Source organism: Streptomyces sp. MBT53, from assembly GCF_016654115.1.
Taxonomy (GTDB): Bacteria; Actinomycetota; Actinomycetes; order Streptomycetales; family Streptomycetaceae; genus Streptomyces.
Genome location: NZ_JAEQAZ010000050.1, coordinates 13902 through 36370, shown reverse-complemented (window position 1 = coordinate 36370; position 22469 = coordinate 13902). Strand labels below are relative to the sequence as shown.

At 70.2% G+C, this 22469-nt stretch carries 24 protein-coding genes; 11 read left to right on the top strand and 13 right to left on the bottom strand.

The window, feature by feature from the left end; genetic code table 11:
• Positions 1 to 11: 11 nt before the first annotated feature.
• A complete protein-coding gene (locus JHN45_RS20350) occupies positions 12 to 1568 on the bottom strand; it encodes an integrin alpha (protein WP_201049928.1) in 1557 nt (518 codons plus the stop codon).
• Between the two features lie 245 nt (positions 1569 to 1813).
• Here JHN45_RS20350 and JHN45_RS20345 point away from each other — a divergent pair, with 245 nt between their 5' ends.
• Complete coding sequence (locus JHN45_RS20345) at positions 1814 to 3745, top strand: glycosyltransferase family A protein (protein ID WP_201049927.1); 1932 nt, start codon at positions 1814 to 1816, stop codon at positions 3743 to 3745.
• Positions 3746 to 3751: 6 nt separating this feature from the next.
• On the opposite strand, the gene JHN45_RS20340 is transcribed toward JHN45_RS20345, so the two are convergent.
• From JHN45_RS20340 to JHN45_RS20330, 3 genes are all read right to left on the bottom strand, one after another.
• Complete coding sequence (locus JHN45_RS20340; RefSeq protein ID WP_201049926.1) at positions 3752 to 4708, bottom strand: GlxA family transcriptional regulator; 957 nt, start codon at positions 4706 to 4708, stop codon at positions 3752 to 3754.
• A 27-nt stretch (positions 4709 to 4735) separates the two neighbouring features.
• Positions 4736 to 5782: an acetylserotonin O-methyltransferase gene (locus JHN45_RS20335; RefSeq protein ID WP_234468518.1), complete on the bottom strand. Its 1047-nt coding sequence runs from the start codon at positions 5780 to 5782 to the stop codon at positions 4736 to 4738.
• A gap of 63 nt (positions 5783 to 5845) precedes the next feature.
• Positions 5846 to 6262 (bottom strand): organic hydroperoxide resistance protein, encoded by a 417-nt coding sequence (locus tag JHN45_RS20330; RefSeq protein WP_234468517.1) that lies wholly within the window; start codon positions 6260 to 6262, stop codon positions 5846 to 5848.
• Between the two features lie 304 nt (positions 6263 to 6566).
• On the opposite strand from JHN45_RS20330, the gene JHN45_RS20325 reads away from it, so the two are divergent.
• From JHN45_RS20325 to JHN45_RS20310, 4 genes are all read left to right on the top strand, one after another.
• Entirely contained in the window at positions 6567 to 7142 is a 576-nt protein-coding gene (locus JHN45_RS20325; RefSeq protein WP_200712597.1) for a hypothetical protein, read from the top strand.
• 7 nt (positions 7143 to 7149) lie between these two features.
• Positions 7150 to 8214 carry a DUF4331 family protein gene (locus tag JHN45_RS20320; protein WP_200712596.1) on the top strand — a complete coding sequence of 355 codons (1065 nt, stop codon included), beginning with the start codon at positions 7150 to 7152 and terminating at the stop codon, positions 8212 to 8214.
• Between the two features lie 95 nt (positions 8215 to 8309).
• Positions 8310 to 8858, top strand: coding sequence for a SigE family RNA polymerase sigma factor (locus tag JHN45_RS20315; protein ID WP_200712595.1), 549 nt, complete (start codon positions 8310 to 8312; stop codon positions 8856 to 8858).
• The gene (locus JHN45_RS20310) at positions 8855 to 9574 is read left to right on the top strand and encodes a hypothetical protein (RefSeq protein WP_201049925.1); all 720 of its coding nucleotides are present in this window, start codon (positions 8855 to 8857) and stop codon (positions 9572 to 9574) included. Before JHN45_RS20315 ends, JHN45_RS20310 begins: the two co-directional genes overlap by 4 nt.
• Before the next feature lie 11 nt (positions 9575 to 9585).
• Here JHN45_RS20310 and JHN45_RS20305 read toward each other — a convergent pair whose 3' ends face one another.
• Positions 9586 to 9990 carry an ATP-binding protein gene (locus JHN45_RS20305; protein WP_200712593.1) on the bottom strand — a complete coding sequence of 135 codons (405 nt, stop codon included), beginning with the start codon at positions 9988 to 9990 and terminating at the stop codon, positions 9586 to 9588.
• Between the two features lie 122 nt (positions 9991 to 10112).
• Between JHN45_RS20305 and JHN45_RS20300 the strand changes: the two genes are divergently transcribed.
• A complete protein-coding gene (locus JHN45_RS20300) occupies positions 10113 to 10922 on the top strand; it encodes a helix-turn-helix transcriptional regulator (RefSeq protein ID WP_200712592.1) in 810 nt (269 codons plus the stop codon).
• Complete coding sequence (locus JHN45_RS20295) at positions 10922 to 11170, top strand: DUF397 domain-containing protein (protein WP_200712591.1); 249 nt, start codon at positions 10922 to 10924, stop codon at positions 11168 to 11170. The genes JHN45_RS20300 and JHN45_RS20295 overlap by 1 nt, the downstream gene beginning before the upstream one ends.
• On the opposite strand, the gene JHN45_RS20290 is transcribed toward JHN45_RS20295, so the two are convergent.
• The gene (locus JHN45_RS20290; protein ID WP_200712590.1) at positions 11167 to 11985 is read right to left on the bottom strand and encodes a helix-turn-helix domain-containing protein; all 819 of its coding nucleotides are present in this window, start codon (positions 11983 to 11985) and stop codon (positions 11167 to 11169) included. The two genes, JHN45_RS20295 and JHN45_RS20290, sit on opposite strands and share 4 nt — an antisense overlap.
• A gap of 113 nt (positions 11986 to 12098) precedes the next feature.
• On the opposite strand from JHN45_RS20290, the gene JHN45_RS20285 reads away from it, so the two are divergent.
• The 3 genes from JHN45_RS20285 to JHN45_RS20275 all read left to right on the top strand — a co-directional run bounded on the left by JHN45_RS20285 (position 12099) and on the right by JHN45_RS20275 (position 14361).
• Positions 12099 to 12701, top strand: a complete 603-nt coding sequence (locus tag JHN45_RS20285) for an NADPH-dependent FMN reductase (protein WP_200712589.1) — start codon at positions 12099 to 12101, stop codon at positions 12699 to 12701.
• A 41-nt stretch (positions 12702 to 12742) separates the two neighbouring features.
• Positions 12743 to 13510: a DUF4253 domain-containing protein gene (locus JHN45_RS20280; protein ID WP_201049924.1), complete on the top strand. Its 768-nt coding sequence runs from the start codon at positions 12743 to 12745 to the stop codon at positions 13508 to 13510.
• Positions 13511 to 13611: 101 nt separating this feature from the next.
• The gene (locus tag JHN45_RS20275; RefSeq protein WP_201049923.1) at positions 13612 to 14361 is read left to right on the top strand and encodes an SDR family oxidoreductase; all 750 of its coding nucleotides are present in this window, start codon (positions 13612 to 13614) and stop codon (positions 14359 to 14361) included.
• Positions 14362 to 14368: 7 nt separating this feature from the next.
• Here JHN45_RS20275 and JHN45_RS20270 read toward each other — a convergent pair whose 3' ends face one another.
• From JHN45_RS20270 to JHN45_RS20255, 4 genes are all read right to left on the bottom strand, one after another.
• Positions 14369 to 15193: an arylamine N-acetyltransferase gene (locus tag JHN45_RS20270; RefSeq protein ID WP_201049922.1), complete on the bottom strand. Its 825-nt coding sequence runs from the start codon at positions 15191 to 15193 to the stop codon at positions 14369 to 14371.
• A gap of 35 nt (positions 15194 to 15228) precedes the next feature.
• Positions 15229 to 17130 (bottom strand): FHA domain-containing protein, encoded by a 1902-nt coding sequence (locus tag JHN45_RS20265; RefSeq protein ID WP_201049921.1) that lies wholly within the window; start codon positions 17128 to 17130, stop codon positions 15229 to 15231.
• A 134-nt stretch (positions 17131 to 17264) separates the two neighbouring features.
• On the bottom strand, positions 17265 to 18482 hold the full coding sequence (locus JHN45_RS20260; protein WP_201049920.1) for a PLP-dependent aminotransferase family protein: 1218 nt from the start codon (positions 18480 to 18482) through the stop codon (positions 17265 to 17267).
• Positions 18483 to 18565: 83 nt separating this feature from the next.
• A complete protein-coding gene (locus JHN45_RS20255) occupies positions 18566 to 19468 on the bottom strand; it encodes an SAM-dependent methyltransferase (protein WP_201049919.1) in 903 nt (300 codons plus the stop codon).
• Positions 19469 to 19749: 281 nt separating this feature from the next.
• On the opposite strand from JHN45_RS20255, the gene JHN45_RS20250 reads away from it, so the two are divergent.
• Positions 19750 to 19902 carry a hypothetical protein gene (locus tag JHN45_RS20250; RefSeq protein WP_200712582.1) on the top strand — a complete coding sequence of 51 codons (153 nt, stop codon included), beginning with the start codon at positions 19750 to 19752 and terminating at the stop codon, positions 19900 to 19902.
• A 15-nt stretch (positions 19903 to 19917) separates the two neighbouring features.
• On the opposite strand, the gene JHN45_RS20245 is transcribed toward JHN45_RS20250, so the two are convergent.
• From JHN45_RS20245 to JHN45_RS20235, 3 genes are all read right to left on the bottom strand, one after another.
• Positions 19918 to 20283, bottom strand: coding sequence for a DUF805 domain-containing protein (locus JHN45_RS20245; RefSeq protein ID WP_201049918.1), 366 nt, complete (start codon positions 20281 to 20283; stop codon positions 19918 to 19920).
• 49 nt (positions 20284 to 20332) lie between these two features.
• Positions 20333 to 21328 carry a porphobilinogen synthase gene (hemB, locus tag JHN45_RS20240; protein ID WP_200712580.1) on the bottom strand — a complete coding sequence of 332 codons (996 nt, stop codon included), beginning with the start codon at positions 21326 to 21328 and terminating at the stop codon, positions 20333 to 20335.
• A gap of 75 nt (positions 21329 to 21403) precedes the next feature.
• Positions 21404 to 22270 (bottom strand): lipopolysaccharide assembly protein LapB, encoded by an 867-nt coding sequence (locus tag JHN45_RS20235; RefSeq protein ID WP_201049917.1) that lies wholly within the window; start codon positions 22268 to 22270, stop codon positions 21404 to 21406.
• Between the last annotated feature and the right edge of the window lie 199 nt (positions 22271 to 22469).

Sequence of the window (22469 nt, the reverse complement as noted above, 5' to 3'; positions counted from 1 at the left end):
CCGTCCTTCGCTCATCGGATCGCTCCGAGTGCCGCGCCCGCGTCGGGCAGACCGCCCGCGCCGGGCTGGTAGGTGGTGGCGCCGACGCTCGTGGTGCCGTCGACGTCCGTCCAGCGCGTGACGTAGAGGACGCCCTTCGACGTGTCCGAGGCCTTGCTGAAGGGCACGCCCACATAGAGGTTGGTGCTGCCCGCTCCGAGTGCGATGCCCGTGTAGTCCCGGGCCGTCGCCGTGCCGGGCAGTCCCGAGCCGCGGGTGAGTTCCTTGTCGGCGGCGCCGATGGCCGTGTCGAGCGGCCGGAAGATGTGGACGGCGCCCGCGTCCTTGACCGTGGCGGTGTCCTTGCCGGGCTCGCCGACGGCCAGGCGGACGTTGGCCGAGACGGTGACGACAGTGGTGTCGGTGTTGGCGATCGCCACCCGCTGGCCCATGAAGTCGCCGGCGGCGGCGTCGCCCTCGGCGTCCGTCGCGTTGCCGTCGGCCGCCGCGACCTGGGTGTAGGCACCGGACGGCTGGACGCGTACGACCAGCATCCCGCCCGCGTCCGCCAGCGTCCCGACGTCCTCGCCGGGCATCCCGATGGCGAGCAGCACGTCGGAGTTGTACGTCTGATCGCTCGGCCGGTAACCGGTCATGGAGACCGAGCTGCCGAAGCCGTCCCCCGCTTCGGCCGTTCCGGCGATCCCGGTGCTGTTCTGGTCGAGGCCCAGAAGTGGCGTGGGCATGCCACTTGAGAGTGTGTGACTGAAGACCGCCACCCCGCCGGCGAACTCCTCGTCGCCGATGGCCTCTCCCGGACTGCCGACCGCGAAGTAGCGGTTGGTCCCGGCCAGCGAGTAGCCGAACTTGTCGTTCGTCTCGACCTCGCCGGGCACCCCCGGATCCTTCTCGGTCACGCCGATCGTGGTGGTGCCCTGGCGGTACTCGATGGAGCCCGCGTCCCCGTAGGTGGTGCTGCCCACCGGGACGTTCTCACCGGGGACCCCGATGACCAGGTACGGCGTGCCGCTCGCGTTCGCGCCCGCCTTGATGGCGAAACCGAACCAGTCGTACGCCTCTGTGGTGCTGTTCGCGTTGAAGGCGGCCTGGCTGTATCCGTCGATCACGGAGCCCGCGCCGATACCGGTGGCGGAGCCGTGGACGACGTAGACCGCCCCGGCGTCGACGAGATTGACGCCGCCCTTCACGACGTCCTCGAACGGCGTGCCCACCACCAGGTCGGTGCAGCCGTCGCCGTCGGCGTCGTAGGTGTCGTAGGCGGATCCGAAGCCGTCACCCGCCTCCGGCGTCGCGGGCATTCCGGTAGTGGCCTGGGATATCTCGGACACCCCCTTGCCGCCCCCGAGGACCACGCGCACGAGCCCGGCCTTCTGGGCTCCGTTCACCGTGGCGTCCGGGTCCGCGAGCACCGTGTCGGTCACGCCGTCGCCGTTGAAGTCGTTCGATGTCCCCGCCGTGCACGTGGCAGCCACCGCCGGTGGCGATGCCAGTGTCACGACCCCCATGGCGGCCAGGCACAGACCGGCCAGACCGGCCAGCCCCCCGGCCAGATGCGTGCGAGTACGCACACCCCACCCCTCGTTAGCCTTCCGGGTAAGGCCAGGTAAGGCCACCCTGTGAATGACGTAAGAGGAGACTAAATACGAGTTAAATAAAGACCGTCAAGGACATTTTAGAAACTGGATGCACATAGCAATCGCACAGGATGTGACCATCTTCACCTCCGGGGCGAAAAGCCACACCCCTCACATCTCAAGGCAAGCCAGCAAGCCGACAGTTCACCGAACCTTCATCGGACGGTAGGGTCCATGGAATGCCGAGAGTCAAAGTCAGCGTGATCGTTCCCGTCTACAACACCGGGAAGTACGTCGACGAGTGCGCGCCGTCGCTGCTGGGACAGAGCCTGCCGGCCGACGAGTACGAGGTCATCTACGTCGACGACGGTTCGACCGACGACACCCTCAGCCGCCTGGAGAAGATCGCCGCCGGCGCTCCGAACGTCCAGGTGCACACCCAGCCCAATTCCGGCTGGCCCGGCGCTCCCCGCAACCTCGGCATGAAGCACGCCAAGGGCGAGTACATCCAGTTCGTCGATCATGACGACACGCTCGGGCCCGAGGCCCTTGAGCGGCTGTACGAGCACGCGAAGCGCAACGACGCCGACATCGTCCTCGGCAAGATGTCCAGCACGATGGTGCGGCCCCGGCGGCTGTTCCGGCACACGGTGGACGCCTGCACGATCGAGAACGACGAGCTGACGCAGAGCATGTCGCCGCACAAGATGTTCCGGCGCGCGTTCATCGAGGAGCACGGACTTCGTTTTCCGGAAGGGCCCTGGATTCTTGAGGATCTGGCCTTCGTCAGCGCCGCCTATCTGAAGGCGGAACGCATTTCGATCCTTGCCGACTATCCGGTCTACTACTGGATGAAAAGGGATGACGGCGGCAACAACACCCAACACCGGTTCAACCCGCGCCACGGCTTCTGGCCGAACACCCGCACCGTCGTCCGCCAGATCAAGGACGGCACGCCCGCGTCCGACGACATCGACGCGCTCCAGAACCGGCTCCTCCACCGCCTCTACCACGTGGAGATCCTCTCCCGCACCCGCGAGCCCGAGATCCTCCGCGAGGACCCGGCCGAGCAGCGGCAGCGTTTCGAGGCGGCGCGGGAGGTGGCGGTCGAGGAGTTCCCGGCAGCCGTACGCGAGGGTCTCCCCGCCGTGTCACGACTGCGCGCGGAATTGCTGGAACGCGGCGACTTCGACGGCGCCGTCACCCTCGCCGAGCGCGTCCGTGAGGTGAAGGTCCGCACCGAGGTCGGCGAACTCCGCTGGGAGGACGGCCTCTTGGTCGCCGACGTCACGCTGGACCTGCTGCGCGGGGACGGCGAGCCGCTGGTTCTCGTCGAGCGGGACGGAAAGCAGTGGCTGGACCCGGAGTTGATCGCCGGAGTGCCGGGGACCGAGGACGGCTGGGAGGTCCCGGACCCGTTCCGGCGGGCGTACGCGGAGTTGGTGGTCAAGGACCGGGACCGCGAGGACTGGTGGTACCCGGAAGGCGACCTGGAAGTACGGCTGAGGCCCCTGGGGGACGGCCGTTCGCAGGTGATCGCCTCCGGCCAGCTGCGTCTGGACCCCGAAAAGCTCGCGGGCGGACGGCCGTTGGAGCGCGGGGTGCACGATGTATGGGCGTACGTCCAACTGCTGGGCGTGGACCGGATGGTGCGGGTCACCAGCGACAGCAGCACCGGCACCCCGGCCGCGGCCCCCGCACTGACCGAAGGCCGGCTTGCCCTGCCGTACTGGACGATCAAGGGCCAACTCGCGCTCGACGTGGACCAACGGCTGCGCAAACTCGGCCCGGACACGGCCCCGGCCGCCGCCCGGAACACGGCACGCGGCAGACGCTCCCTCCCGTTGCCGTACATCGTGACGACACCGACCGCAGCCCCGGCCCGCGTGAAGGTCACCGTGGCGACCCTCTCGGTCCAGGCCGACCTCCTCCCCACCCCCGAAGGCTCGACCGCCTATCTCCGCCTCCCCACCCGTCTCGAACTCCCCTCCGGCCGCCACCCGGTCAGCCTCCCCAAGACCGCCGGCCCCATCGCGTACGCCGTCGTCCGCAACGGCACGCTGCTTCGCGTGGAGGGCCCGGCGTACGAGGCCGGTGCCGGGCGGCGCCTGCTCGACACAGTCGCGGACAACCGTCAAGTACGCCGGGCGCGGCGGCTGTTGGGGCGTTGAAGGGATTCACCTGCCGCGCAGGGCGGCCGTGGTCTTGCCGGTGCGTTCGCGCAGGAGTACCCGCAGAGTGTTGGGGTGTTCGTAGCCGACCTTCCGGGAGATGGTCTCGAGTGACAGGTCGGTGGAGCGCAGCAGGTGGGAGGCGTGTTCGATCCGCAGGTCCTGGACGAAGCGGATGGGGGACGTCCCGACGGCGCGCTGCACGGCGCGTTGCAGGGTCCGTTCGCTGACGCCGACGGCTTTGGCCGCTTCGAGGATGCTGATGGGGTCGGCCAGATGCTCGCGGGTCCAGAGTTCGAAGGCGGTGACCGTGGGGTCGCTCTGGGCCAGGGCGCTGGCGATGGTGTAGGCCGCCTGTGAGGGGCGTTCGTCGATGACGAGGTAGCGGGCGACGATGTCGCAGAGGGCGGGGCTGCCGGTCCGGACGATCGACAGTGCGAGGTCGACGTGGCCGAAGGCGGCGCCTGCGGTGGTGATGCCGTCGCTGCCGACGACCATCCGGCTGTGGTCCAGCCGCACCTTGGGGTAGCGGTCGCGGAAGGTCGGCGACAGCCACCAGGTGGTCGTGGCGCGCAGTCCGTCGAGCACTCCCGCCTCGGCCAGCAGGAAGGTGCCCGCGCACGCGGAGGCGATGGTCGTGCCGCGGGCGCGGGTGCGGGCGATCAGGTCGCGGACGGGCCGGGACGCGTCGCCCGCGACATGGTCGACCAGCGCGGAGGGGTCGCTCTCCGCCGGTGCCGGTACGACCAGCAGGTCCGTCGTCTCGGCGTGCGCGAGGGGGCCGGGCGTCACGGTGAGCCCGGCCCCGGTCCGCACGGACGGGGCGGCGCCGACCATGGTCACGTTCCAGGTCGGCGGTCGGTGGATCTGTCCGCCCAGCGCGTTGGCGTTGCTCAGGATGTCGAGGATCGCTGCGAGCCCGGAGTCGAAGACCCCGTCATAGACGACGACTGCTACGTGCATGGCGGGGCTTCTTCTCTCCGGAGGGGGTCAGGCCGTGGGTTCGGCCTCGATGACGGCGAAGGCCCCGGCAGTGCTCACCTTGACCCGCCGTAGGCCGGCCGCGGTGAACAGGGCGTCGAATTCGGCGAGTTGGCGTTCCCGGCCGCCGGTCATGCCGAGCATGTTCATATCCATCAGAGGAGCGAGCCCGGGCTGACCGATGTCCCCGACCAGGTGGTCGACGACGGCGATACGGCCGCCCCGGATCAGCGCCGCCCGGCAGTTGCGGAGTACGCGGACACAGTGGGCGTCGTCCCAGTCGTGGAGGATGTATTTGAGGACGTAGAGGTCCGCGGCCGGAACGGACTCGAAGAAGTCGCCGCCGACCGCGATGAACCGCTCTTCCAGTCCCTCGGCCCGGGCGGCTTCGGCAGCGGCGGGGACGATGTGGGGCAGGTCGAGGACGCCGCCGTCGAGTTCGGGGTTGGCCCGCATCATGGCCAGGACGACGTCACCGCCGGCTCCGCCGATGTCCAGGGCGCGGGTGACGCCCTTGGTGTCCAGTACCTCGGCGATGTCGAGGGCGGCGGCGCGGGAGAGGTTGCTCATCGACTCGGTGAAGGAGGACGCCTCGTCGAGGTGCTTGGCGAAGTAGTCGAAGATGTTCGCCTCGCCGTGGGCCGCGGTCACCTGGTGCCGGCCCGTGCGGACGGCTTCGGGGAATCGGCCCCAGGGCAGCCAATGGCCCGGTGCGGACTGGGAGATGGCGAAGTGCCGCAGTGAGTGCGGGTCGTCGTGCCGCAGTGTGCTCAGCAGGGACGTTCCGGTGAAGTGCCGCCCGTCCTCGGAGGTCATCAGGCCGAGGGAGGCGCAGGTGCGCAGCAGGCGGCGGGTGGCGTCGGGGTCGGTGGACTCCGCTTCGGCGATCGCCTCGGCGGTGTCGGTTCCGGACGCGAGGTGGTCCGCGAGGTTGTACAACGCGGCGGCCCGAACCGTCTGGGTGACCCAGAAGCCCGTGACCATGCCCATCATGCGGTCGTGGTCGTGGCCGTGGGACTCCGCCGGGCGGGGCGGCGACGGTTGTGCGCTGGTCAAATCGGTCTCCTCCGGTGGGCGACGGCGCGCTGCCGTCATGAACTGTCGGGTGGCGGGCGGGAGTTACTCCACGACGAGTTCGACCGGGATGTTGCCGCGGGTGGCCTTGGAGTACGGGCAGCCCGCGTGCGCCTGCTCGACCAGCTTGCGGCCGGTCTCGTTCCGCAGGGCTTCGGGCAGCTTGACGCGCAGCACGGCGGTGAGCGCGAAGCCGCCGTCCGTCTCGTCCTTGGCGAGGCCGATCTCGGCGGTCACCGAGATGTCGCCGGTGGGCACCTTCGCCGCCCGGCCCGCGACGCCGAGCGTGCTGGTGAAGCAGGCCGCGTAGCCGGCCGCGAAGAGCTGCTCGGGGTTGGTGCCCTGGCCGTCGCCGCCGAGCGCGGGCGGGAACGCGAGGCGGACGTAGAGGTGTCCGTCGGTGCTGGTGGCGCGGCCGTCCCGGCCGTTGGCGGTGACGACCGCGGTGTAGACAGCGTTCATGGTGCGCACTGCTTCCTCTGCTGGTTCACGGGGCGCCGGACTCCCGGCGCACGACGAACCTACGGTCACAGCCCGTTACCGCGTCAGCGGCAGAACCGACACGTTCCATAGGGTTCCCGACCCGGGGAATCCCCCTCACCATGCACCTGCCGCACCACGCTGACCAGGACGTCCTTTCTCGCTGCTGGGAGCCGCAGCCTTCCAGCGCAGGCGGAGACGGCAATGACGACCATGACGGCAACGCTATGGATCGTGTCGTCTCTGCCGCTGACGCGCTCACGGGCGGTGACCGTACGTTCGTCGCGTGAACATCACCCCAGGCCCGACGCCGGGCCGACGCGGCGTTCTTGGGGGCCTCGCGGCCCTTCCCCTTCTCTACGGCCTCGTCGGCGCGGCCTCCCCCGCGTCGGCCGCCCCGGCGGTCACCGGTGCGCCGGCGAGCGGCCGGGAGCGGCGTTACCACGCTCCGCTGCTCACCCCGGGCACCCGCCTGGTGCTGCCCGCGGGCGTCGAGGCCGTTCCCGTCCGGGACTTCTACACCGGTCCCTACGTCGGGTCGGCCCGCTCGGCGTGGCCGTACCTGTCGGCGGCCGACGGCAGCACGGTCGACGCGTCGGTCGTCCCCGCACGCGGCGCCCCCACCCGGGTCGCGGTCCTGAGCGGCTTCACCGAGGGCTGGTACGAGCTGCTGCACACCAACGGGCGTTCCGACCGCGTGAGTTGGGATGCCGGGCAGCTGCCCTTCCTCTGGCTGTACGGCGAGTTCGGCGGCACGGACGAGGCTCCGTACCGGGACCGGTTCTACACGCTCGCGCTGCAGCCGTTCGCCCGCAATCCGTACGCCCGTAATCCGTACGCCCGCACCCCCCGGATCGGCTAGGAGCACCATGTCGCACCACTTCGACTACCCCGAAGACGAGACGCTGGACATCACCGACGCCTACTGCTTCGCCGGGGCCGGTGACCGCCACGGCCCGCGCACGGTCTTCGGGATGAACACCTCGCCGCTCGACGGCAAGCCCTGGAACCCGGCGGGCTACTACGAGTTGAGGATCGACACAGACGGCGACCACGTCGAGGACATCACATTTCGCGCCACCTTCCCGATCGGCGCCGACGGCACGCAGCACGTCCGGGTGGAGCAGCTCACCGGGGCCGCGGCCACCGACCGCAACGCCTCGGGCACGGTCATCACACCCCCCGACGCCCCGGTCGGGGAGGTAGTCGAGTGCCGTCACGGCGTCAGGCTCTTCGCCGGGCGGCGCCGTGACCCGTTCTACAACTTCATCCCCTTCCCCGTCGCGACGACGAAGGCGCTGGCGACCGGCACGTTCCCCGACCTCGACGCGCTGCGTCCCGCCCACGACGACTTCGCGAACACCGCCGTCAGATCCTTCGTGCTGGAGGTGCCCGTGGAGGTGACGGGCCGCGGCCGGCTCCACTTCTGGGCGACGACCGCGTACTTCGACAAGGGCCACAACGCCTGGGCCCAGCTCCAGCGCGCCGCCGAGCCGAACATGACCACGTTCTTCGACTTCGCGGGCGGTTCGGCGCACGTCGACTACAACGCGAGCGTCCCCACGGACGACCTCAAGGGCAGGCCCGCCCACCCCGCGACCGCCCCCGCCTCGGGGATCTGGGGCCAGGTCAGGGACAACATCGCGGCGGTGGTCGAGGCCGGCGGAACCTACGGCCACGGCCCCCACCGCTTCCCGACCGCGCGGGCCTACGGCGCCTGGGCGGCGGACGCCCTGCTCCCGAACGTCCTCACGTTCACCCCCGGCACCGTCGCCGACTGGAACCCCTGGTGCGGCCCGCGCAACGGCAAGGGCGTACGGGAGGACATCGCGTCCAACATCATCAAGATGATCGTGAACCAGGACTTCTCCTCGGGCCTTCGACACGGGCCGCTCCTGGACCACTTCTCGTACCTCTCCGAGTCGGCCGGGTGACCCGGCCTTGCCGAAGTCCGGTCAGAAAGTCTGACTGACAGGGCAGTCGAATCCCCCTCCGTACCCGTCTTTACGGGGGAAAGAGGGAGGGCGCATTGAACGCCGACGAGGAACGCGAGTTCCGCGAGTTCGTGGCGGCGCGGTCGAGATCGCTGCTGCACACGGCCTACCTGCTGACCGGGGACTGGGAGCAGGGCCGTGATCTGGTCCAGACCGCGCTCGCGTCCACCGCCCGGCGCTGGTCGCGGCTGCGCGACCGGCAGCAGCCGGAGATCTATGTGCGCCGGGCGATCTACCACGCCCAGGTGGACCGCTTCCGCCTGCTCAGCTGGGGGAAGGAGACGGTCACCGACAGGCTGCCGGACCCGCCGGGGCAGGCCGTCGACTGGGCCGACATCGTGATCCAGCGGCAGGACATCATGGCCGCGCTGCGGCGGCTGCCCAAGCGCCAGCGCGCGGTGATCGTGCTGCGCTACTTCGAGGACCGGCCCGACCACGAGATCGCCGAGATCCTGGGCGTCGCCCCAGGGACGGTCCGCAGCCAGACCCACAAGGCCCTCGCATCGCTCCGCGCCGCCTTCGCCGAGGCGGAGCGGTCGGCCGGCACCTCTTCCCCTGCCTCCGGAAGGGGCGTCATCGCATGAGCGACTCGACCGAACAGCCGTTGCACGAAACGCTGTTGCACGACGCCCTGCACACTCATGTCCAGGAGAGCGGCGACAGCACCGCCGGTCCCTACCTGGTAGGCCTGGCCGACGGCGCACTGCGGGTCGCCCGGCGGCGCCAACGGCTGGCCCGCGCCGGGGCCTGCGTCGCCGCCGCCGCTGTGGTCGCCGTCGGCGCGGTCGCCGTCGCGGACAGCACGACCACCCGGCACGCGCACGTGGTTCAGCCCGCCGCAGGGGACACGGGGAACACCGAGAAGGCGGCCCTGATCTCCATCCTGCCGGTCACCTCGTCCACGGAGACCGCCTGCACCCACGGCAGCGGCGGCTACACCGTGGCCGCGAGCGCGGCCCACCCGGCGTTCTGCGTCAAGGCCGACCGAACCAAGGGCATGACCGGCGTCCGTGTCGCCTCCGCGAAGGCCGGCAGAAGCACCCTCGACGGCACCTGGCAGGTCGAGGTGACCCTCAGTCCCGCCGACCGGACCCGCTTCGCCGCCCTCACCGGCTCCATCGCCTCGGCCCCGCCCCCGCGGAACGAATTCGCTATCGTCATCGACGGCAAGCTCTGGGGCAACCCCAGCGTGAACTCCTCGCTCACCGGCGGCCGTCTCGAAATCGTCGGCGCGTTCGTCGGAGACCTCACCAGCACCACCGCCCACGACCTCGCCCTCCGACTGAACGCCGACGGATGACAGCCTCGACTTCATGCCCCCTCCAACCGACGAGCCGTGACGAACTCCGCCCACACCACCTTGCCCAAGTCCCGTTCCCCCACGCCCCACTTGTCGGCGAGGGCGGCGACGAGCAGCAGCCCGCGTCCGCCCTCGTCGCCGTCGTCGGCCTCGTCCACGTGCGGGACACCGCCCCCGCTGTCGTGCACCTCGACCCGCAGCGCCTGGCCGTCGTAGCACAGGAACACCCGGAACTGCCGTCCCGGCGGCACCCCGTGCACCAACGCGTTGGTCGCCAACTCACTGACGCACAGCAGCACATCACCGCAGCGCTCGGCCTCCGCGAGCCCCCACTCGGCGAGGAACGCGTGCGCGAAGCGCCTGGCAGCGGGAACGGACCGGCGTTCGCGCCGGAAGAACTTCTCACTCGGGTTCACGGGACAAGAGTTGCTGAGCGTCACTACTGTTGACAGGGCGTGAGGCCTGGATCCGTTTTTGTACGGGCGGAGTACGGGTCGGTGCGGGGTCCGAAACGGGTGGATGTGGGGAGCACCACAGCATGAACTCCAAGAAGAACCGCTCGACGATGCGGCTACTGGGCTCACAGGTCAAAGCGGCGCGCATGGCCGCGGGACTGACGCAGCGTCAACTCGCAGAACGCGCCATGGTCGACGAGGAGACCATCGCGTCGATCGAGCAGGGCAGGCGACGGCTGATGCTGTCGCTGGCCAAGACGTTGGATCTGATCCTCGACACGAAGGGGACGCTGGCGGCGGGGGTGGACAACCTGCCGGAGATCGACCAATTCCCGCTCTACGCCGAGGAGTACATGCTGCACGAGCGTGAGGCCATCGCTCTGTCCTGGTACGACGCCCTGGTCGTCCCCGGCCTGCTCCAGACCGAGGAGTACGCCCGCGCGCTGCTGAGCAATCGCCTTCCGGCGTACGACGAGGACGAGTTGGCGACGAAGCTCGCGGGCCGCATCAGCCGCCAGGAGATCCTGCACCGCAAGAACCCGCCGACGATGAGCTTCGTCGTCTGGGAGCCCGCGCTGCTGTGGCCCAACGGAGGCCGCGAAGTGCATCGCGAGCAACTGCGCGCGCTGCGTGAGTACTCCGAACTCCCGGGCCTGTCCCTCCAGATCCTTCCGCTGAATCGGACCTCTCATGTCGGCGACGCGGGCCCCTTCATCCTTCTGGAGACGCCGGATCACCAGCACCTCGCCTACACCGACTCCCAGCGGGGCAGCCAGTGGGTCTCCGACCCCGATGAGGTATCCATCCTCACCCGCAGATATGCGATGCTGCGGACGCAGGCCCTCACCATCGAGGACTCACGAAGCCTGCTGGACCGTCTGCTGGGAGAGTAATGAGCACCGCACTTCAGTGGTTCAAGTCGAGCTACAGCAACAGCGACGGCGGCGCCTGCCTCGAAGTCGCTTACACCTGGCGGAAGTCCACCTACAGCAGTGACGAGGGCGGCGCCTGCGTCGAAGTCGCCACCTGCCCCCACACCATCCACATCCGCGACTCCAAAAACCCGGCAGACAGCGGCCCCACCCTCACCGTCTCCCCCGCCGCCTGGACCGCGTTCACGACCCACTCGGCAACCCGCTAGCCGATCGCGCGAAGCGCCCGGTGGCGGAGCCGTTCCACCGCCTGGGCCGTCGTCTCGTCCGCGGGCAGGAGCACGACCAGTTCCTGCGCGTCCGTGCGCGGCAGCTCCAACCGCTCGCGCTGCCAGCGCAGTTCGTGCCCGGTGCGGAGCGGGACCTGTGGTGGAGGCAGGTGACGGTTGAGGCGCCGGGTGAACTCCTGCCCGGCCAGCGGAGCGAGGTCGGCCGTGAACCACTCCGACGTCTCCAGGGACGGGCCGAGCCACAGGTCGAAGGCCTGCTCGTCGGCCACCTGGTCCCAGTCGGGGAAGAACGTCCGGGCGCGGGGATCGATGAACACATAGCGCGTGAGGTTCGGTTCGCGTGTGTCCAGCAGCCCGCTGCCGCGCATCACCAGCTCGAACCCCGTGGTGTGCGCGAGCACGTCGCCCAGGCGGTTGGTGACGAACGCCGGTGCGGGTTCGAGGAGTTGGAGGGTCGCCAGCACGGTCGGACGGACCTCGCGGCTGGGCGGCGCGGGCCGCCGGTGCGAGGGGCAGGCCCCGCCGGTGATCTTGGCGAGGTAGCGGAGGTGTTCGCGTTCCGCCGCGTCCAGACTCAGGGCGTCGGCGATGGCGTTGACCACGGCGGGGGACGGGTTGCGGTCCCGGCCCTGCTCGATGCGGGTGAGGTACTCGACGCTGATCCCGGCGCGGGCGGCCAGGTCGGAGCGTCGTAGGCCCGGTGCGCGTCGGCGGCCCCGCTCGGGGATCCCGAACGACTCGGGCTGGATGCTGTCGCGCTTGGCTCGGACGAAGTCCCCCAGTGGCGTGCCCATGACTCAAAGTTTAGTGGCGGTGCCCGATCGCTCGAATGTCTCAGCGTGGCCCTGCGGGGGCCAGCCTCCGCCCGGTCTGGTTGCCGCTGCTGCCGCGGTGGACCGTAGATCTCATGAGTGAGAAGCCGCAGAACCACAAGCTGGTCATCGTCGTCGGAAGCGTGCGGGAAGGGCGGTTCGGGCCCGTCGTGGCCTCCTGGGTCGCCGAACAGGCGCGTGCGCACGGCGGGTTCGACGTCGAGGTCGTCGACCTCGCCGACGTGGAGATCCCCCTGTCCTTGCCCGCGGAGTCACCGAAGTACGCGGGCGACTCCTACCCGCGCCCCGAAGGAATGGCGCCCCTGACCTCCAGTCTGGAGGGGGCGGATGCGTTCGTCCTGGTCACTCCGGAGTACAACCACAGTTACCCCGCCGCGCTCAAGGCCGCCATCGACTGGCACTTCACCCAGTGGACGGCCAAGCCCGTCGCCTTCGTCAGCTACGGCGGCGCGGCCGGCGGCCGTCATGCCGTCCTCCACCTGGAGAACGTCCTCACCGAGCTGCACGCGGTGACCATCCGCGACGGTCTGGCGTTCCCGAACTACTTCACCGCGTGGGAGGACGGGCAGCCACTGGACCCCCAGGCGCCCGGCTACGCCAAGACCCTGCTGGACCAACTCGCTTGGTGGGCGGCCGCCTTGAGCGCGGCCCGCGAGGCGAGCCCGTACCCGGCCTGACCGGTCTCCGGCTGTCAGTGGTCGCCTCTAAAGTCTCTGACATGGCGACTCTTCCCAATCCGCTGCCGAAGCTGGCGGCCGACCCGAGCGGCAGCTCGTTCGGGCTTGAACTCCCTCTCGGGAGACTGATCGACACGACGGCCGAAGGCCCGTCGGACGAAGCGCTGTTGTGGTGCGCGGACGGACCGGCTGGGCCCGGTGACTACGACGCGCTGCGGTCCGCGCGCACCGCCGGGCTCCTCCCGCTGCTCATGGACGTGAACGGCGACCAAGGCGGCCCAGGGGAATGGGAGTTGAGCCCCGACGAGATGTCGTATCCCGGGGACCACGACGCCGACGAGGTGCTGGAGGAGTTCTGGGAGGAGTACACGGACGAGGGCGACGAGTGGCCCGGCCTCGCCGAACCGCTCGCCCTCGTCGCCGATCCCGACGAGCGGGCGGCCGAGGTCGCCGACTCCCTGACCGGCGGCGGGCCAGGGTTCAAGGCACCGCACCTCGCCCTGGTGCCGGCCCGCCGCAGCGCTGACATCCCGGCGGCGATCGGCTGGATGGGCCCCGCCAACCACGAGAACGACACGGCCCGCCTCTGCGCGGTCCTCCGTTCCTGGGAAGACCGCTTCGGCATACGGGTCGTGGCCCTCGGCTTCGACCGGCTGACCGTGTCCGTGGCGGCCCCGCCCGCCGACCTCGACGAGGCCGAGGAAGTGGCCGCCGAGCACTTCGCCTTCTGCCCGGACGACATCGGCGACCTGGAGACGTACGCCCAGAAGCTGATCGACCGGCCCACCTGGCACTTCTGGTGGGACTGACCCGAGCCTGACGCGGCACCGCACTCCGGTGGTGGGGCCCGGCCGCCCGGGATACGTTCGGGAGGCCCGTCCCTTTTGTCGCCCACCGGAGGCTGGCTGTGATGAGCGGAAGCGAGCCCGACCGGCCGCAGGAGCTGGCCGGTCGGACCGTCGTCGTGATCGGTGCCAGCTCGGGCATCGGGCTCGAAACCGCGCGCCAGGTCCGCGCCGCCGGTGGCCAGGTCGTCATGGCCGCGCGCGATCCGCAGCGGCTGGAGCGGGCCGCCGCGGAGGTCGGACCGCTGAGCACCGCGATCCTGGACGCCCTCGACACGGACCGGCTGCGGGAGTTCTTCGACGAACTGCCCGGCCCGGTCGACCACGTCCTCTCGACCGTCGGCGGCCCCTTGTACGGGCCGCTGGCCGACCTGGACCTGGCGGAGACCGGCCGGTACTTCGGTGAACGCCTCGCCATGGTGCTCGGGATCGCGAAGTACGGCCGGGAGCGGGTCAGGGCCGGGGGCACGCTGTTGTTCATCGGCGGCACGGGCGGGCGCCGCCCCGGCGTCGGCATGTCCGTCATCGCCGCGATGACCGCCGCCCTCCCCGCCCTCACCAGGAACCTGGCCCTCGAACTCGCGCCGGTCCGGGTCAACGTCATCGCCCCCGGCTTCGTCGACACCCCCCTGTCGGCCTCGCTCCTGGGCGACCGGCTCGACGCCCGCCGGGAGGAGCTGGGTGCCTCGCTCCCCATCCGCCGGGTCGTCGGCCCGGCGGACGTCGCCGCCCTGGCGGTCCACATCATGCGCAACGAAGCCCTGACGGGCGCGACCTACGACATCGACGGCGGGCAACAGCTCCTGCCCCAATGACCGCCGTTCAGGACAGCAGCTTCATCCCCTCCGGTGCCTCGATCCCGAACTCCTCGTCCAGCACCCGCCGTACGTCGGCCTCGTCGGCCAACTCGCGCTTGTGTACCTGCCCGTCGGCCCACGTCTCCGTCAACAGGCTTCCGTGGAGCAGGAGATGTCGATCGGCAGTGACCCGCTGGACGAACAGGCGCTGGGTGAAGGGAGAGCGCGGATTCGTGGCGATGTGCCAGTTGATGACCTCGAAGTCGACGTGCTCGAAGGGCTCCAGGGTGAAGGCGTACTGCGGCTGCCAGGAACCGTCGATGTACGCCTCCAGCATCCACATCTCCAGCGGGCCGCGATGCGGCACCCGGACGAAGCGGTGCCTACGCCCCGCGTCCTCGAACTCCCCACCCAGCACCAGCGGCACCGGTTCCAGCAGCGCGCCGATCGCCCCGAACCCGACGTCGGCCAGATAGGGCTGCGGATCGCCCGGCACGTCCACGCGGAGCGTCATATGGGTGCGCGGGCGGCTCTCGATCCGGTCCGTGCCCACGACCACCCGGGCCGTCAGGAGGGTCACCCCGAAGCCGAGCGCGCGCAGCGCGGTGGCCAGCAGCGTGTTCTGCTCGTAGCAGTAGCCACCGCGCCGGCTGCGCAGCAACTTGGCCATCAGATCGGACAGTTCGAGGGAGGGAGCGGTACGCCGGAGCGCGTCGAGGTTCTCGAAGGGGATGCCCCGCATGTGCGCGAGGTGCACCCCCTTCAGCGTCGCCGTGTCGGGCCGCCGCTCCCCCGCCCACCCGAGGTGCGCGAGGTACTCGTCGAGGTCGAAGCCATCACTGTCGGACATGCGCCCAGCCTAGGCAACACGATCGACCCCACCGCTCACTGCTGCGTGGCCGGCTCCAGCGCCTCCACCGCCGCGGCGGCGGCCGAGGAGTCGGGGCCGTAGAAGATGTCGATGTCGACCTCCTCGCCGCCCATGGTCAGGGTGTCCCACGCGCCGCTGAGGACCAGCATGCGCAGGGTGCGGTCCTCCAGGGTCGCGAGGCGTTCGAGGATCGCCTCGTCGTCCGGCATGCCGGGCAGGCGGGGCGCCAGCCTGTCCCGGATCGCCGCCATGCGCGCCAGCAGCGTCGCCGTGTCCGCCTCGCGGTCGGGTTCCTCGGCGATGCCGTCGATGCCGTGGTCGATGATGTCCTTGATGGCCCAGGTGACGCCCTGGTCGTCGGTGGTGACCATCGCCTTCCAGGCGCGGCTCTTGTGCCGGTACTGGAGCATCGACATCGCGGCCTCGTGCCGCAGGAAGTCCGCGTCCCGGAAAGGCCGCCCGTTCCAGGCGCTGTTGAGGGAGCGGGCCAGTGAGATCGCGGACGCCAGGCCGCTGTTGAGGCCACGGCCGGGCCAGAAGTGGATGGAGTTGGCCGCGTCGCCGAGCAGGAAGCCGTACGTGCCGGGGGTGTTGACGGTCGGGGGCAGCAACTCGGCGGAGAAGCGTGGGCGTTGGACCATGTCGAGGCGGAAGCTGGTGACCGCGCTCAGGTCCCCGTCCTTGACGTTGAACAGCCGCAGCCCTTCGTGCACCCGCTTCCACAGGGGCGAGCCCTTGATGAGGGCGGGGAGGAACAGCGTGCCGTGGGTCGCGCACTGGAAGTCGCCGTGCTCGTCGCGGTTCATCAGGCACGGGCGGGAGGCGATGCACTCCTCGAAGACCCGGCGGACCGGGTCGATGCCGATGACCTCCGTCAACTCGGAGTCGGTGAGCCGCATGTTGAGGAAGCCCTCGCCGCGCAACGAGTTGAGCAGGAACCGGTTCTGAGCGACCGTCAGCAGGATCGCCATGGGGTCGGGGAGTTCCGACTTGACGCGCAGGCCGAGGACGACGTCCCGCAGATGGACCCCGTCGAGGGAGTAGATCGACTCGTCGGCCTTGCCGAAGCGGGCGGCGAAGTGCTCCCGGGTGCGGGACCGGCCGCCGTCGCAGATGGCGAGCACGTGCTGCGAGGCGAGTTCGTCGCGCTGCTCCGCCGGGTCGAACTTGGCCGGGATCAGCCGTATGCGGTCCCGCTTCTCGTTCGCCAGCTCCAGCAGCTTGTCCTCGATGTAGGCGATCCGCATGTTGCGCGGGTGGTGGTCGCCGATCGAGTCCGGGCCCGACGGCCACATCTCGGTGTAGTTCTCGGGGTCGAAGAGCCGGTCCTGCACGTACTGCGGCCAGGCGAGGTACTGCCGGCTCTGCACGGTCACCACCTGCTGGCGCCGTACGTTGCCCTCGTCCGCGTCCTTCCAGACGATGCTGCGGCCCTTCTTGCGCCACCGGCCCTCGAAGACGGTGATCTTGACCTGGGCGCCGAGGAAGTGCTCAAGGAGCAGCGCCATGGACAGGCCGACCGGGCCGCCGCCGACGACGGTGACCCGCACCTCCGAGCCGTCGCTCTCCTCCGGGTGGGTCACCGAGCGGGGCAGGTTGAGTGCCATGAGGGTCTGCATGGCGTCGGCGACCTCGAAGCGGAACTCCTGGTCGCCGATGGTGATTTCATCGCCGGCCTGGAGCAGCCGGGACTCGATCTCCTCGCCGTTGACCTGTGTGCCGTTGCTGCTGCCGAGGTCGGTCAGGACGTATCCCTTGTCCTGGTCGAAGACGATCTCCGCGTGGAATCGCGAGACACTCGGGCTGGCGATGGCGACCGTGTTCCCCGCGTTGCGTCCGAAGGTGACGCGGGTGTCGACGATCGGGATGCGCTCTCCCGCGAGCAGGCCTTCGCGTCCGACGAGCACCGGTGCCATGGCACTTCCTTCCAGGACTTCCTGGACCACCAGGATTTTCGGGGGTGATGACATCAGCAGCGCTGTGACACATCGACTCTATTCTTGCGTGATCAAGTATTCCAGAGCCCAACTCGACCCGTTACCAAGGGGATTCAGGCACCGCTCCTCAATCCCTCCCCCAGCCTCCTCAGCCCCTCCCGGATCTCCCCCGGCGTCTGCGTCACGAAGCACAGCCGCATCGTCGAACGGTCGGGCTCCCCGGCGTAGAAGGGCGCACCCGGCACATAGGCCACGTCCTGCCGCACCACCCGCGCCAGCAGCTCCGTCGTGTCGTACGACTCCGGAAGCCGCGCCCACAGGAACATGCCGCCCTCGGGCCGCTCCCAACTCGACCCCTCGGGAAGTGAGTTCGCGAGCCCCCCGAGCATCGCGTCCCGCCGCTCCCGGTAGACGGCGGCCACCCCCGCCACATGCGCGTCGAGGTCGTTGTCCGCCAAGTACCGTGCCGCGGCGAGCTGGTTGACGGTCGGGGTGTGCAGGTCGGCGGCCTGCTTGGCGACAACACAGGCCCGGAGCAGGTCCCTCGGCGCCCGCAGCCAGCCCAGCCGCAGCCCCGGCGCCATCACCTTGGAGAAGGAGCCGAGCAGGACCGTACGGTCCGCCGCGCCCTCGTGGGCCGCGATCCACGGCAACCGCTCACCCTCGAAGCGGAGTTCGCCGTAGGGATCGTCCTCCACGATCCACAGCCCGCGCCGCGCGGCGACGGCGGCGACCGCGGCCCTGCGGTCGGCGGGGAGGGTGCGGCCAGTGGGGTTCTGGAAGGTCGGCACGGTGTAGAACAGCTTGGGCCGCTCACGGACGACGAGTTCGTCCAGCGCCTCGGGATCGATCCCGTCCTCGTCCCCCGGCACGCCGACGATCCGCGCACCGGCGAACGCGAACACCTGAAGTGCCGCCAGATAACAGGGCCGTTCGACCAGGACGACGTCCCCCGGCTCCAGCAGCGCGGTCGCGAGGAGCGACAGCGCCTGCTGCGATCCGGTGGTGACGAGCAGGTCGTCGGCGTCGGTGGGCAGCCCGCGGACGGAGGTCCGCCCGGCGAGCGCGGCCCGCAGCACCGGCTCGCCCTCGGTCGTCGCGTACTGCAGCGCCCGCGCGGGCGTCCCGTCGAACACCGCCTGATAGGCCGCGGCGATACCGGTGGCGTCGAAGAGTTCGGGGGCCGGGAGCCCGCCCGCGAAGTTGATCACCTCGGGGCGGGCCGTGACGGCGAGGATGTCCCGTACCGGCGAACCGCCGATCGCACGGGCCCGCGCGGCGAGCGGCGGGAGCGGGGCAAGGGGGACGGGGACCGACTCGGTGATGGCCATGTCCGGCAGCGTAGGAAAGTACCTGCCGCCTACAAACAGGTTTCCACGATCCGGACGGTCGCCGTCACCGGTCTCAGGCGGCGTCAGGCTTTGGTGCCCGTCGCCCCGTACACGTTGATGTCGTCGTCCGTCACATCGTTGATGTCCCGGTAGGTGATCTTCTCGATGTCGTCGAGACTGTCGAAGTACGCCTGTTCCACGGCCGGGGGCGCGGGCGCCGGGCCGGGGTGCCACTGGTGGGCGGGGATCACACCCGGCTCGTCCAGGGTCAGCCCGGGGGTCTCGGTGAAGAACCGCTCGACCTCCGCCTTCGTACGGAACACGAAGGTGAACCCCCGCTCCGTGTACGTCCGTTGGACCGCGCGGGTCGGGATCGGGTGCATCTCGTCGGTGAGGTGGCTGAGCACGACATGACTGCCGGACGGCAGCACGTCCACCAGGTCGCGCACCAGCGGATACGCCTCCTCGTCCTCGACGAAGTGCAGAATCGCCACCAGCAGCAGCGCGATCGGCTGGTTGAAGTCGAGGGTCTTGGCGGCCTGTTCGAGGATGTCGTCCGGGCGGCGCAGGTCCGCGTCGATGTAGTCGGTACGGCCCTCGTCCGTGCTGGTGAGCAGCGCGCGGGCGTGCGCCAGGACAACCGGGTCGTTGTCTACGTACACGATCCGCGACTCGGGGGCGATGCCCTGGGCGATCTGGTGCACGTTCTCCGCGGTGGGCAGCCCGGTGCCGATGTCGAGGAACTGGCGGACCCCGTGCTCCTGCGACAGCCGGGTCACCGCGCGGCGCATGAAGTCGCGGTTGTGCCGGACGTCGAGATAGCCGCGCGGGTTGGCGGCGAGCGCGGCGGCGGCCGCCTGGCGGTCCACGGGGTAGTTGTCCTTGCCGCCGAGGAAGACGTCGTAGACGCGGGCCGGGTGCGCCTTGGTGGTGTCGATCCTCCTTCTCAGCTCGGCGGGATCTTGGCTGAGGGCGTCGCCGGACATGCGTGTCTCCCAGGAGAGTGGGTCATTCGGACGTCAACCGGAGCAGTGTCAACAACCTAACTCCCGGCGGGACTTGATGGTGCCCAAGTGGGAGGAAGGGTCCCGGCGTCCTCCCGGCGTCCCGTACCGCGCCCGGGAGGGACTGCGTCCCCGCAGGTCAGCGCGGGCGGGACGGTCCGGACGTCCCGAATCCCGCGCGGGCCGTAGCGCGGGCGGGGCTCGACCGCCCAAGCTGCAACCTGCGATCCACACCGCATCGCATCGCTCCGACAGGGGGACCCATGCCCGTCCGCACGATCCGCGTCCGCCGCCTGGCCGTCTCCGCGACGGCCGCCGTGCTCGCCGCGCTGCTGCTCACGGGCTGCAAGGACGGCATGGGCGTACGCGACGAGGGCCCGTCGGGCACGACCCCCACAGCCCGGTCCCCGCGCTGAGGGCCGGTGTCGGGGTCAGGCGTGCGCCGGGATCCGCTTCGGGCACGGACCGAACCGGTTCTCGTCCGGCTCGCTCTCCGTCAGCGTGAAGATCAGCATCACGACGGTCCCGACGAACGGCACGAGCCCGATGAGGACCCACCACCCCGAGCGGTCCGTGTCGTGCAGCCGCCGGACGGTCACGGAGAGGCCGGGCAGCACAAGCATCACGCTGAACACGAACGCGGTGGCGACGAGCGCCGGCGACCTCCCCGCGGCGCCGAACCCGACCAGCAGGACATAGCCGACGTAGGCGAACGCCACGAACGTCCAGTACTCCAGGCGCCGCGCACGCCCGCCGAAGTCGGCGTACTTCCGCATCGCCTCCACGAACCAGTGCACAACTGCCCCCTGCCCGCCCGGGCGGTCCCGTCCCGCTCCCGCCATTCCCTCAGTCGCGCAGCTTAAGGGCTGCCTCGACCGCCCAGTAGGTCAGGATGTTCCGCGCCCCGGCCCGCTTGATCCCGGTCAGCGTCTCGAAGATCGCCCGGTCCCGGTCCAGCCAGCCCTTCTCGGCGGCGGCCTCGACCATCGAGTACTCGCCGGAGATCTGATAGGCGGCGACGGGAACGTCCGAGACCTCGGCGACCTTGGCGAGGATGTCGAGATAGGGCCCGGCCGGCTTCACCATCACCATGTCGGCGCCCTCTTCGAGGTCGAGCGCCAACTCCCGCAGGGACTCACGGGCGTTGGCCGGGTCCTGCTGGTACGTCTTGCGGTCCCCCTTGAGCGAGGACCCGACGGCCTCGCGGAACGGACCGTAGAACGCGGACGAGTACTTGGCGGTGTACGCGAGGATCGCGACGTCCTCCCGCCCGATCTGGTCGAGCGCGTCCCGCACGACCCCGATCTGCCCGTCCATCATCCCGCTCGGCCCGACGACATGAGCACCGGCGTCGGCCTGTACCTGAGCCATCTCGGCATACCGCTCAAGGGTGGCGTCATTGTCGACGCGCCCGTGCTCGTCAAGCACTCCGCAATGCCCATGATCGGTGGTCTCGTCGAGACAAAGATCGGACATGACGAGGAGTTCGTCCCCGACCTCGGCCCGCACGTCCCGCAGCGCGACCTGGAGAATCCCGTCCGGATCCGTCCCCGGCGTCCCGAGCGCGTCCTTCTTGCTCTCCTCCGGCACCCCGAACAGCATGATCCCGGAGATCCCGGCGGCCACGGCCTCGGCGGCGGCCTTCCGCAGACTGTCCCGCGTGTGCTGCACGACCCCGGGCATGGCCGCGATCGGCACCGGCTCACTGACCCCCTCCCGCACGAACGCCGGGAGGATGAAGTCGGCCGGGTGCAACCGGGTCTCGGCCACCATCCGCCGCATGACGGGGGTGGTCCGCAGCCGCCGGGGGCGCGAGCCGGGGAAGGATCCGTACGTCGTCATGCCGTCTACGCTACGCCCGCCCCAGGGGCACCTTTGCCGACGACCAGTCGGCGACGGCTTCGGCCCACAGCGCGCCTATTCCTGTCCGCGCGCATCCTCTTCGGGCACGGCGAGGATCTGAAGTGCGCGCCGCGCCGACTCGTCCCCCAGCTCGGCGGCCTCGCGGAAATACCCGACGGCCTCGTCCCGGCGGTCCAGACCGACCAGAAGGCGACCCAGGGCGTACATCCCGCCGGCATTCCCGTCGGCGGCGGCTTGGACGAGCCAGTCCTCGGCCTCCCCCAGGCTCCCCTGCTTCTCGTACATCAGCCCCAGATTCACCGCCGCACCGCTGAATCCGGCCCGGTAGGAGTCCAGATAGAAACGGGCGGCGCGCTCGGTGTCTCCGCGCTCCTTGGCCAGATCCCCCAGGAAACCGAGCGCCCCGGGATGCCCCTTCTCCGCCGCCCGCCGCAGAATCTCCTCGGCCTCCGCCCGACGCCCCCGACCGAGCCAGAGCCCAGCCAGCGACACGTCCGCGTCGAGGTGCCCCTGCTTCGCCGCCATCGCGAAGAAGCGCTCGGCGGTGGGCAGTTCACCCGCCGTCTGGTAGTGGAGCCCCATGTTGTACTGCGACGGCGCATGCCCGTCCCCGGACGCTTTGGCGTACCAGCGCAGCGCCTCGACGACCTCCTCGTGATCGCCGCCGAGGAGCTGCCGCGCAAGACTGTGCATGGCCCCGGTGTCCCCCGCTTCGGCGGCCCGCCTGAACCATCGGATCGCGTCAGCACGCTCACCGAGATCGACGTGGACGAGCCCAAGGTTGTACTGAGCGTCGACGTGCCCCGCCTCCGCCGCCCGCAGATAGGCGTCCCGAGCCTCCTCCAGCCGCCCCTGCCCGGCCAGAGCGACTCCGCGCCTGAACCACTTCCGCGCCCCGAACCCACCCAAGACAACCCCCACGGTGACTGCGTTCAGCCCGTCCGGTGTCTTCCCGGCACAGGCCGACAAAAATCAGCCCGCGCGGCGCCTTCTCAACGCAGGCCCGCACAATCAGCCCGTCCGGCGTTTGAGGACGAGGCCCCTTCAGGGCCGAAGCGCGGGTGTGGGGGCGCAGCGCCCCACGGACGCCCGCCCCCACTCACCGCAAACCGACACTCAA

What these genes read in the sequence shown, in the direction of transcription:
- JHN45_RS20345 (WP_201049927.1), top strand. Translation starts at nt 1,814, where the DNA reads ATGCCGAGAGTCAAAGTCAGCGTGATCGTTCCCGTCTACAACACCGGG.
- JHN45_RS20340 (WP_201049926.1), bottom strand. Translation starts at nt 4,708, where the DNA reads ATGCACGTAGCAGTCGTCGTCTATGACGGGGTCTTCGACTCCGGGCTC.
- JHN45_RS20330 (WP_234468517.1), bottom strand. Translation starts at nt 6,262, where the DNA reads ATGAACGCTGTCTACACCGCGGTCGTCACCGCCAACGGCCGGGACGGC.
- JHN45_RS20320 (WP_200712596.1), top strand. Translation starts at nt 7,150, where the DNA reads ATGTCGCACCACTTCGACTACCCCGAAGACGAGACGCTGGACATCACC.
- JHN45_RS20310 (WP_201049925.1), top strand. Translation starts at nt 8,855, where the DNA reads ATGAGCGACTCGACCGAACAGCCGTTGCACGAAACGCTGTTGCACGAC.
- JHN45_RS20300 (WP_200712592.1), top strand. Translation starts at nt 10,113, where the DNA reads ATGAACTCCAAGAAGAACCGCTCGACGATGCGGCTACTGGGCTCACAG.
- JHN45_RS20295 (WP_200712591.1), top strand. Translation starts at nt 10,922, where the DNA reads ATGAGCACCGCACTTCAGTGGTTCAAGTCGAGCTACAGCAACAGCGAC.
- JHN45_RS20290 (WP_200712590.1), bottom strand. Translation starts at nt 11,985, where the DNA reads ATGGGCACGCCACTGGGGGACTTCGTCCGAGCCAAGCGCGACAGCATC.
- JHN45_RS20285 (WP_200712589.1), top strand. Translation starts at nt 12,099, where the DNA reads ATGAGTGAGAAGCCGCAGAACCACAAGCTGGTCATCGTCGTCGGAAGC.
- JHN45_RS20280 (WP_201049924.1), top strand. Translation starts at nt 12,743, where the DNA reads ATGGCGACTCTTCCCAATCCGCTGCCGAAGCTGGCGGCCGACCCGAGC.
- JHN45_RS20275 (WP_201049923.1), top strand. Translation starts at nt 13,612, where the DNA reads ATGAGCGGAAGCGAGCCCGACCGGCCGCAGGAGCTGGCCGGTCGGACC.
- JHN45_RS20270 (WP_201049922.1), bottom strand. Translation starts at nt 15,193, where the DNA reads ATGTCCGACAGTGATGGCTTCGACCTCGACGAGTACCTCGCGCACCTC.
- JHN45_RS20265 (WP_201049921.1), bottom strand. Translation starts at nt 17,130, where the DNA reads ATGGCACCGGTGCTCGTCGGACGCGAAGGCCTGCTCGCGGGAGAGCGC.
- JHN45_RS20260 (WP_201049920.1), bottom strand. Translation starts at nt 18,482, where the DNA reads ATGGCCATCACCGAGTCGGTCCCCGTCCCCCTTGCCCCGCTCCCGCCG.
- JHN45_RS20255 (WP_201049919.1), bottom strand. Translation starts at nt 19,468, where the DNA reads ATGTCCGGCGACGCCCTCAGCCAAGATCCCGCCGAGCTGAGAAGGAGG.
- JHN45_RS20250 (WP_200712582.1), top strand. Translation starts at nt 19,750, where the DNA reads ATGCCCGTCCGCACGATCCGCGTCCGCCGCCTGGCCGTCTCCGCGACG.
- hemB (WP_200712580.1), bottom strand. Translation starts at nt 21,328, where the DNA reads ATGACGACGTACGGATCCTTCCCCGGCTCGCGCCCCCGGCGGCTGCGG.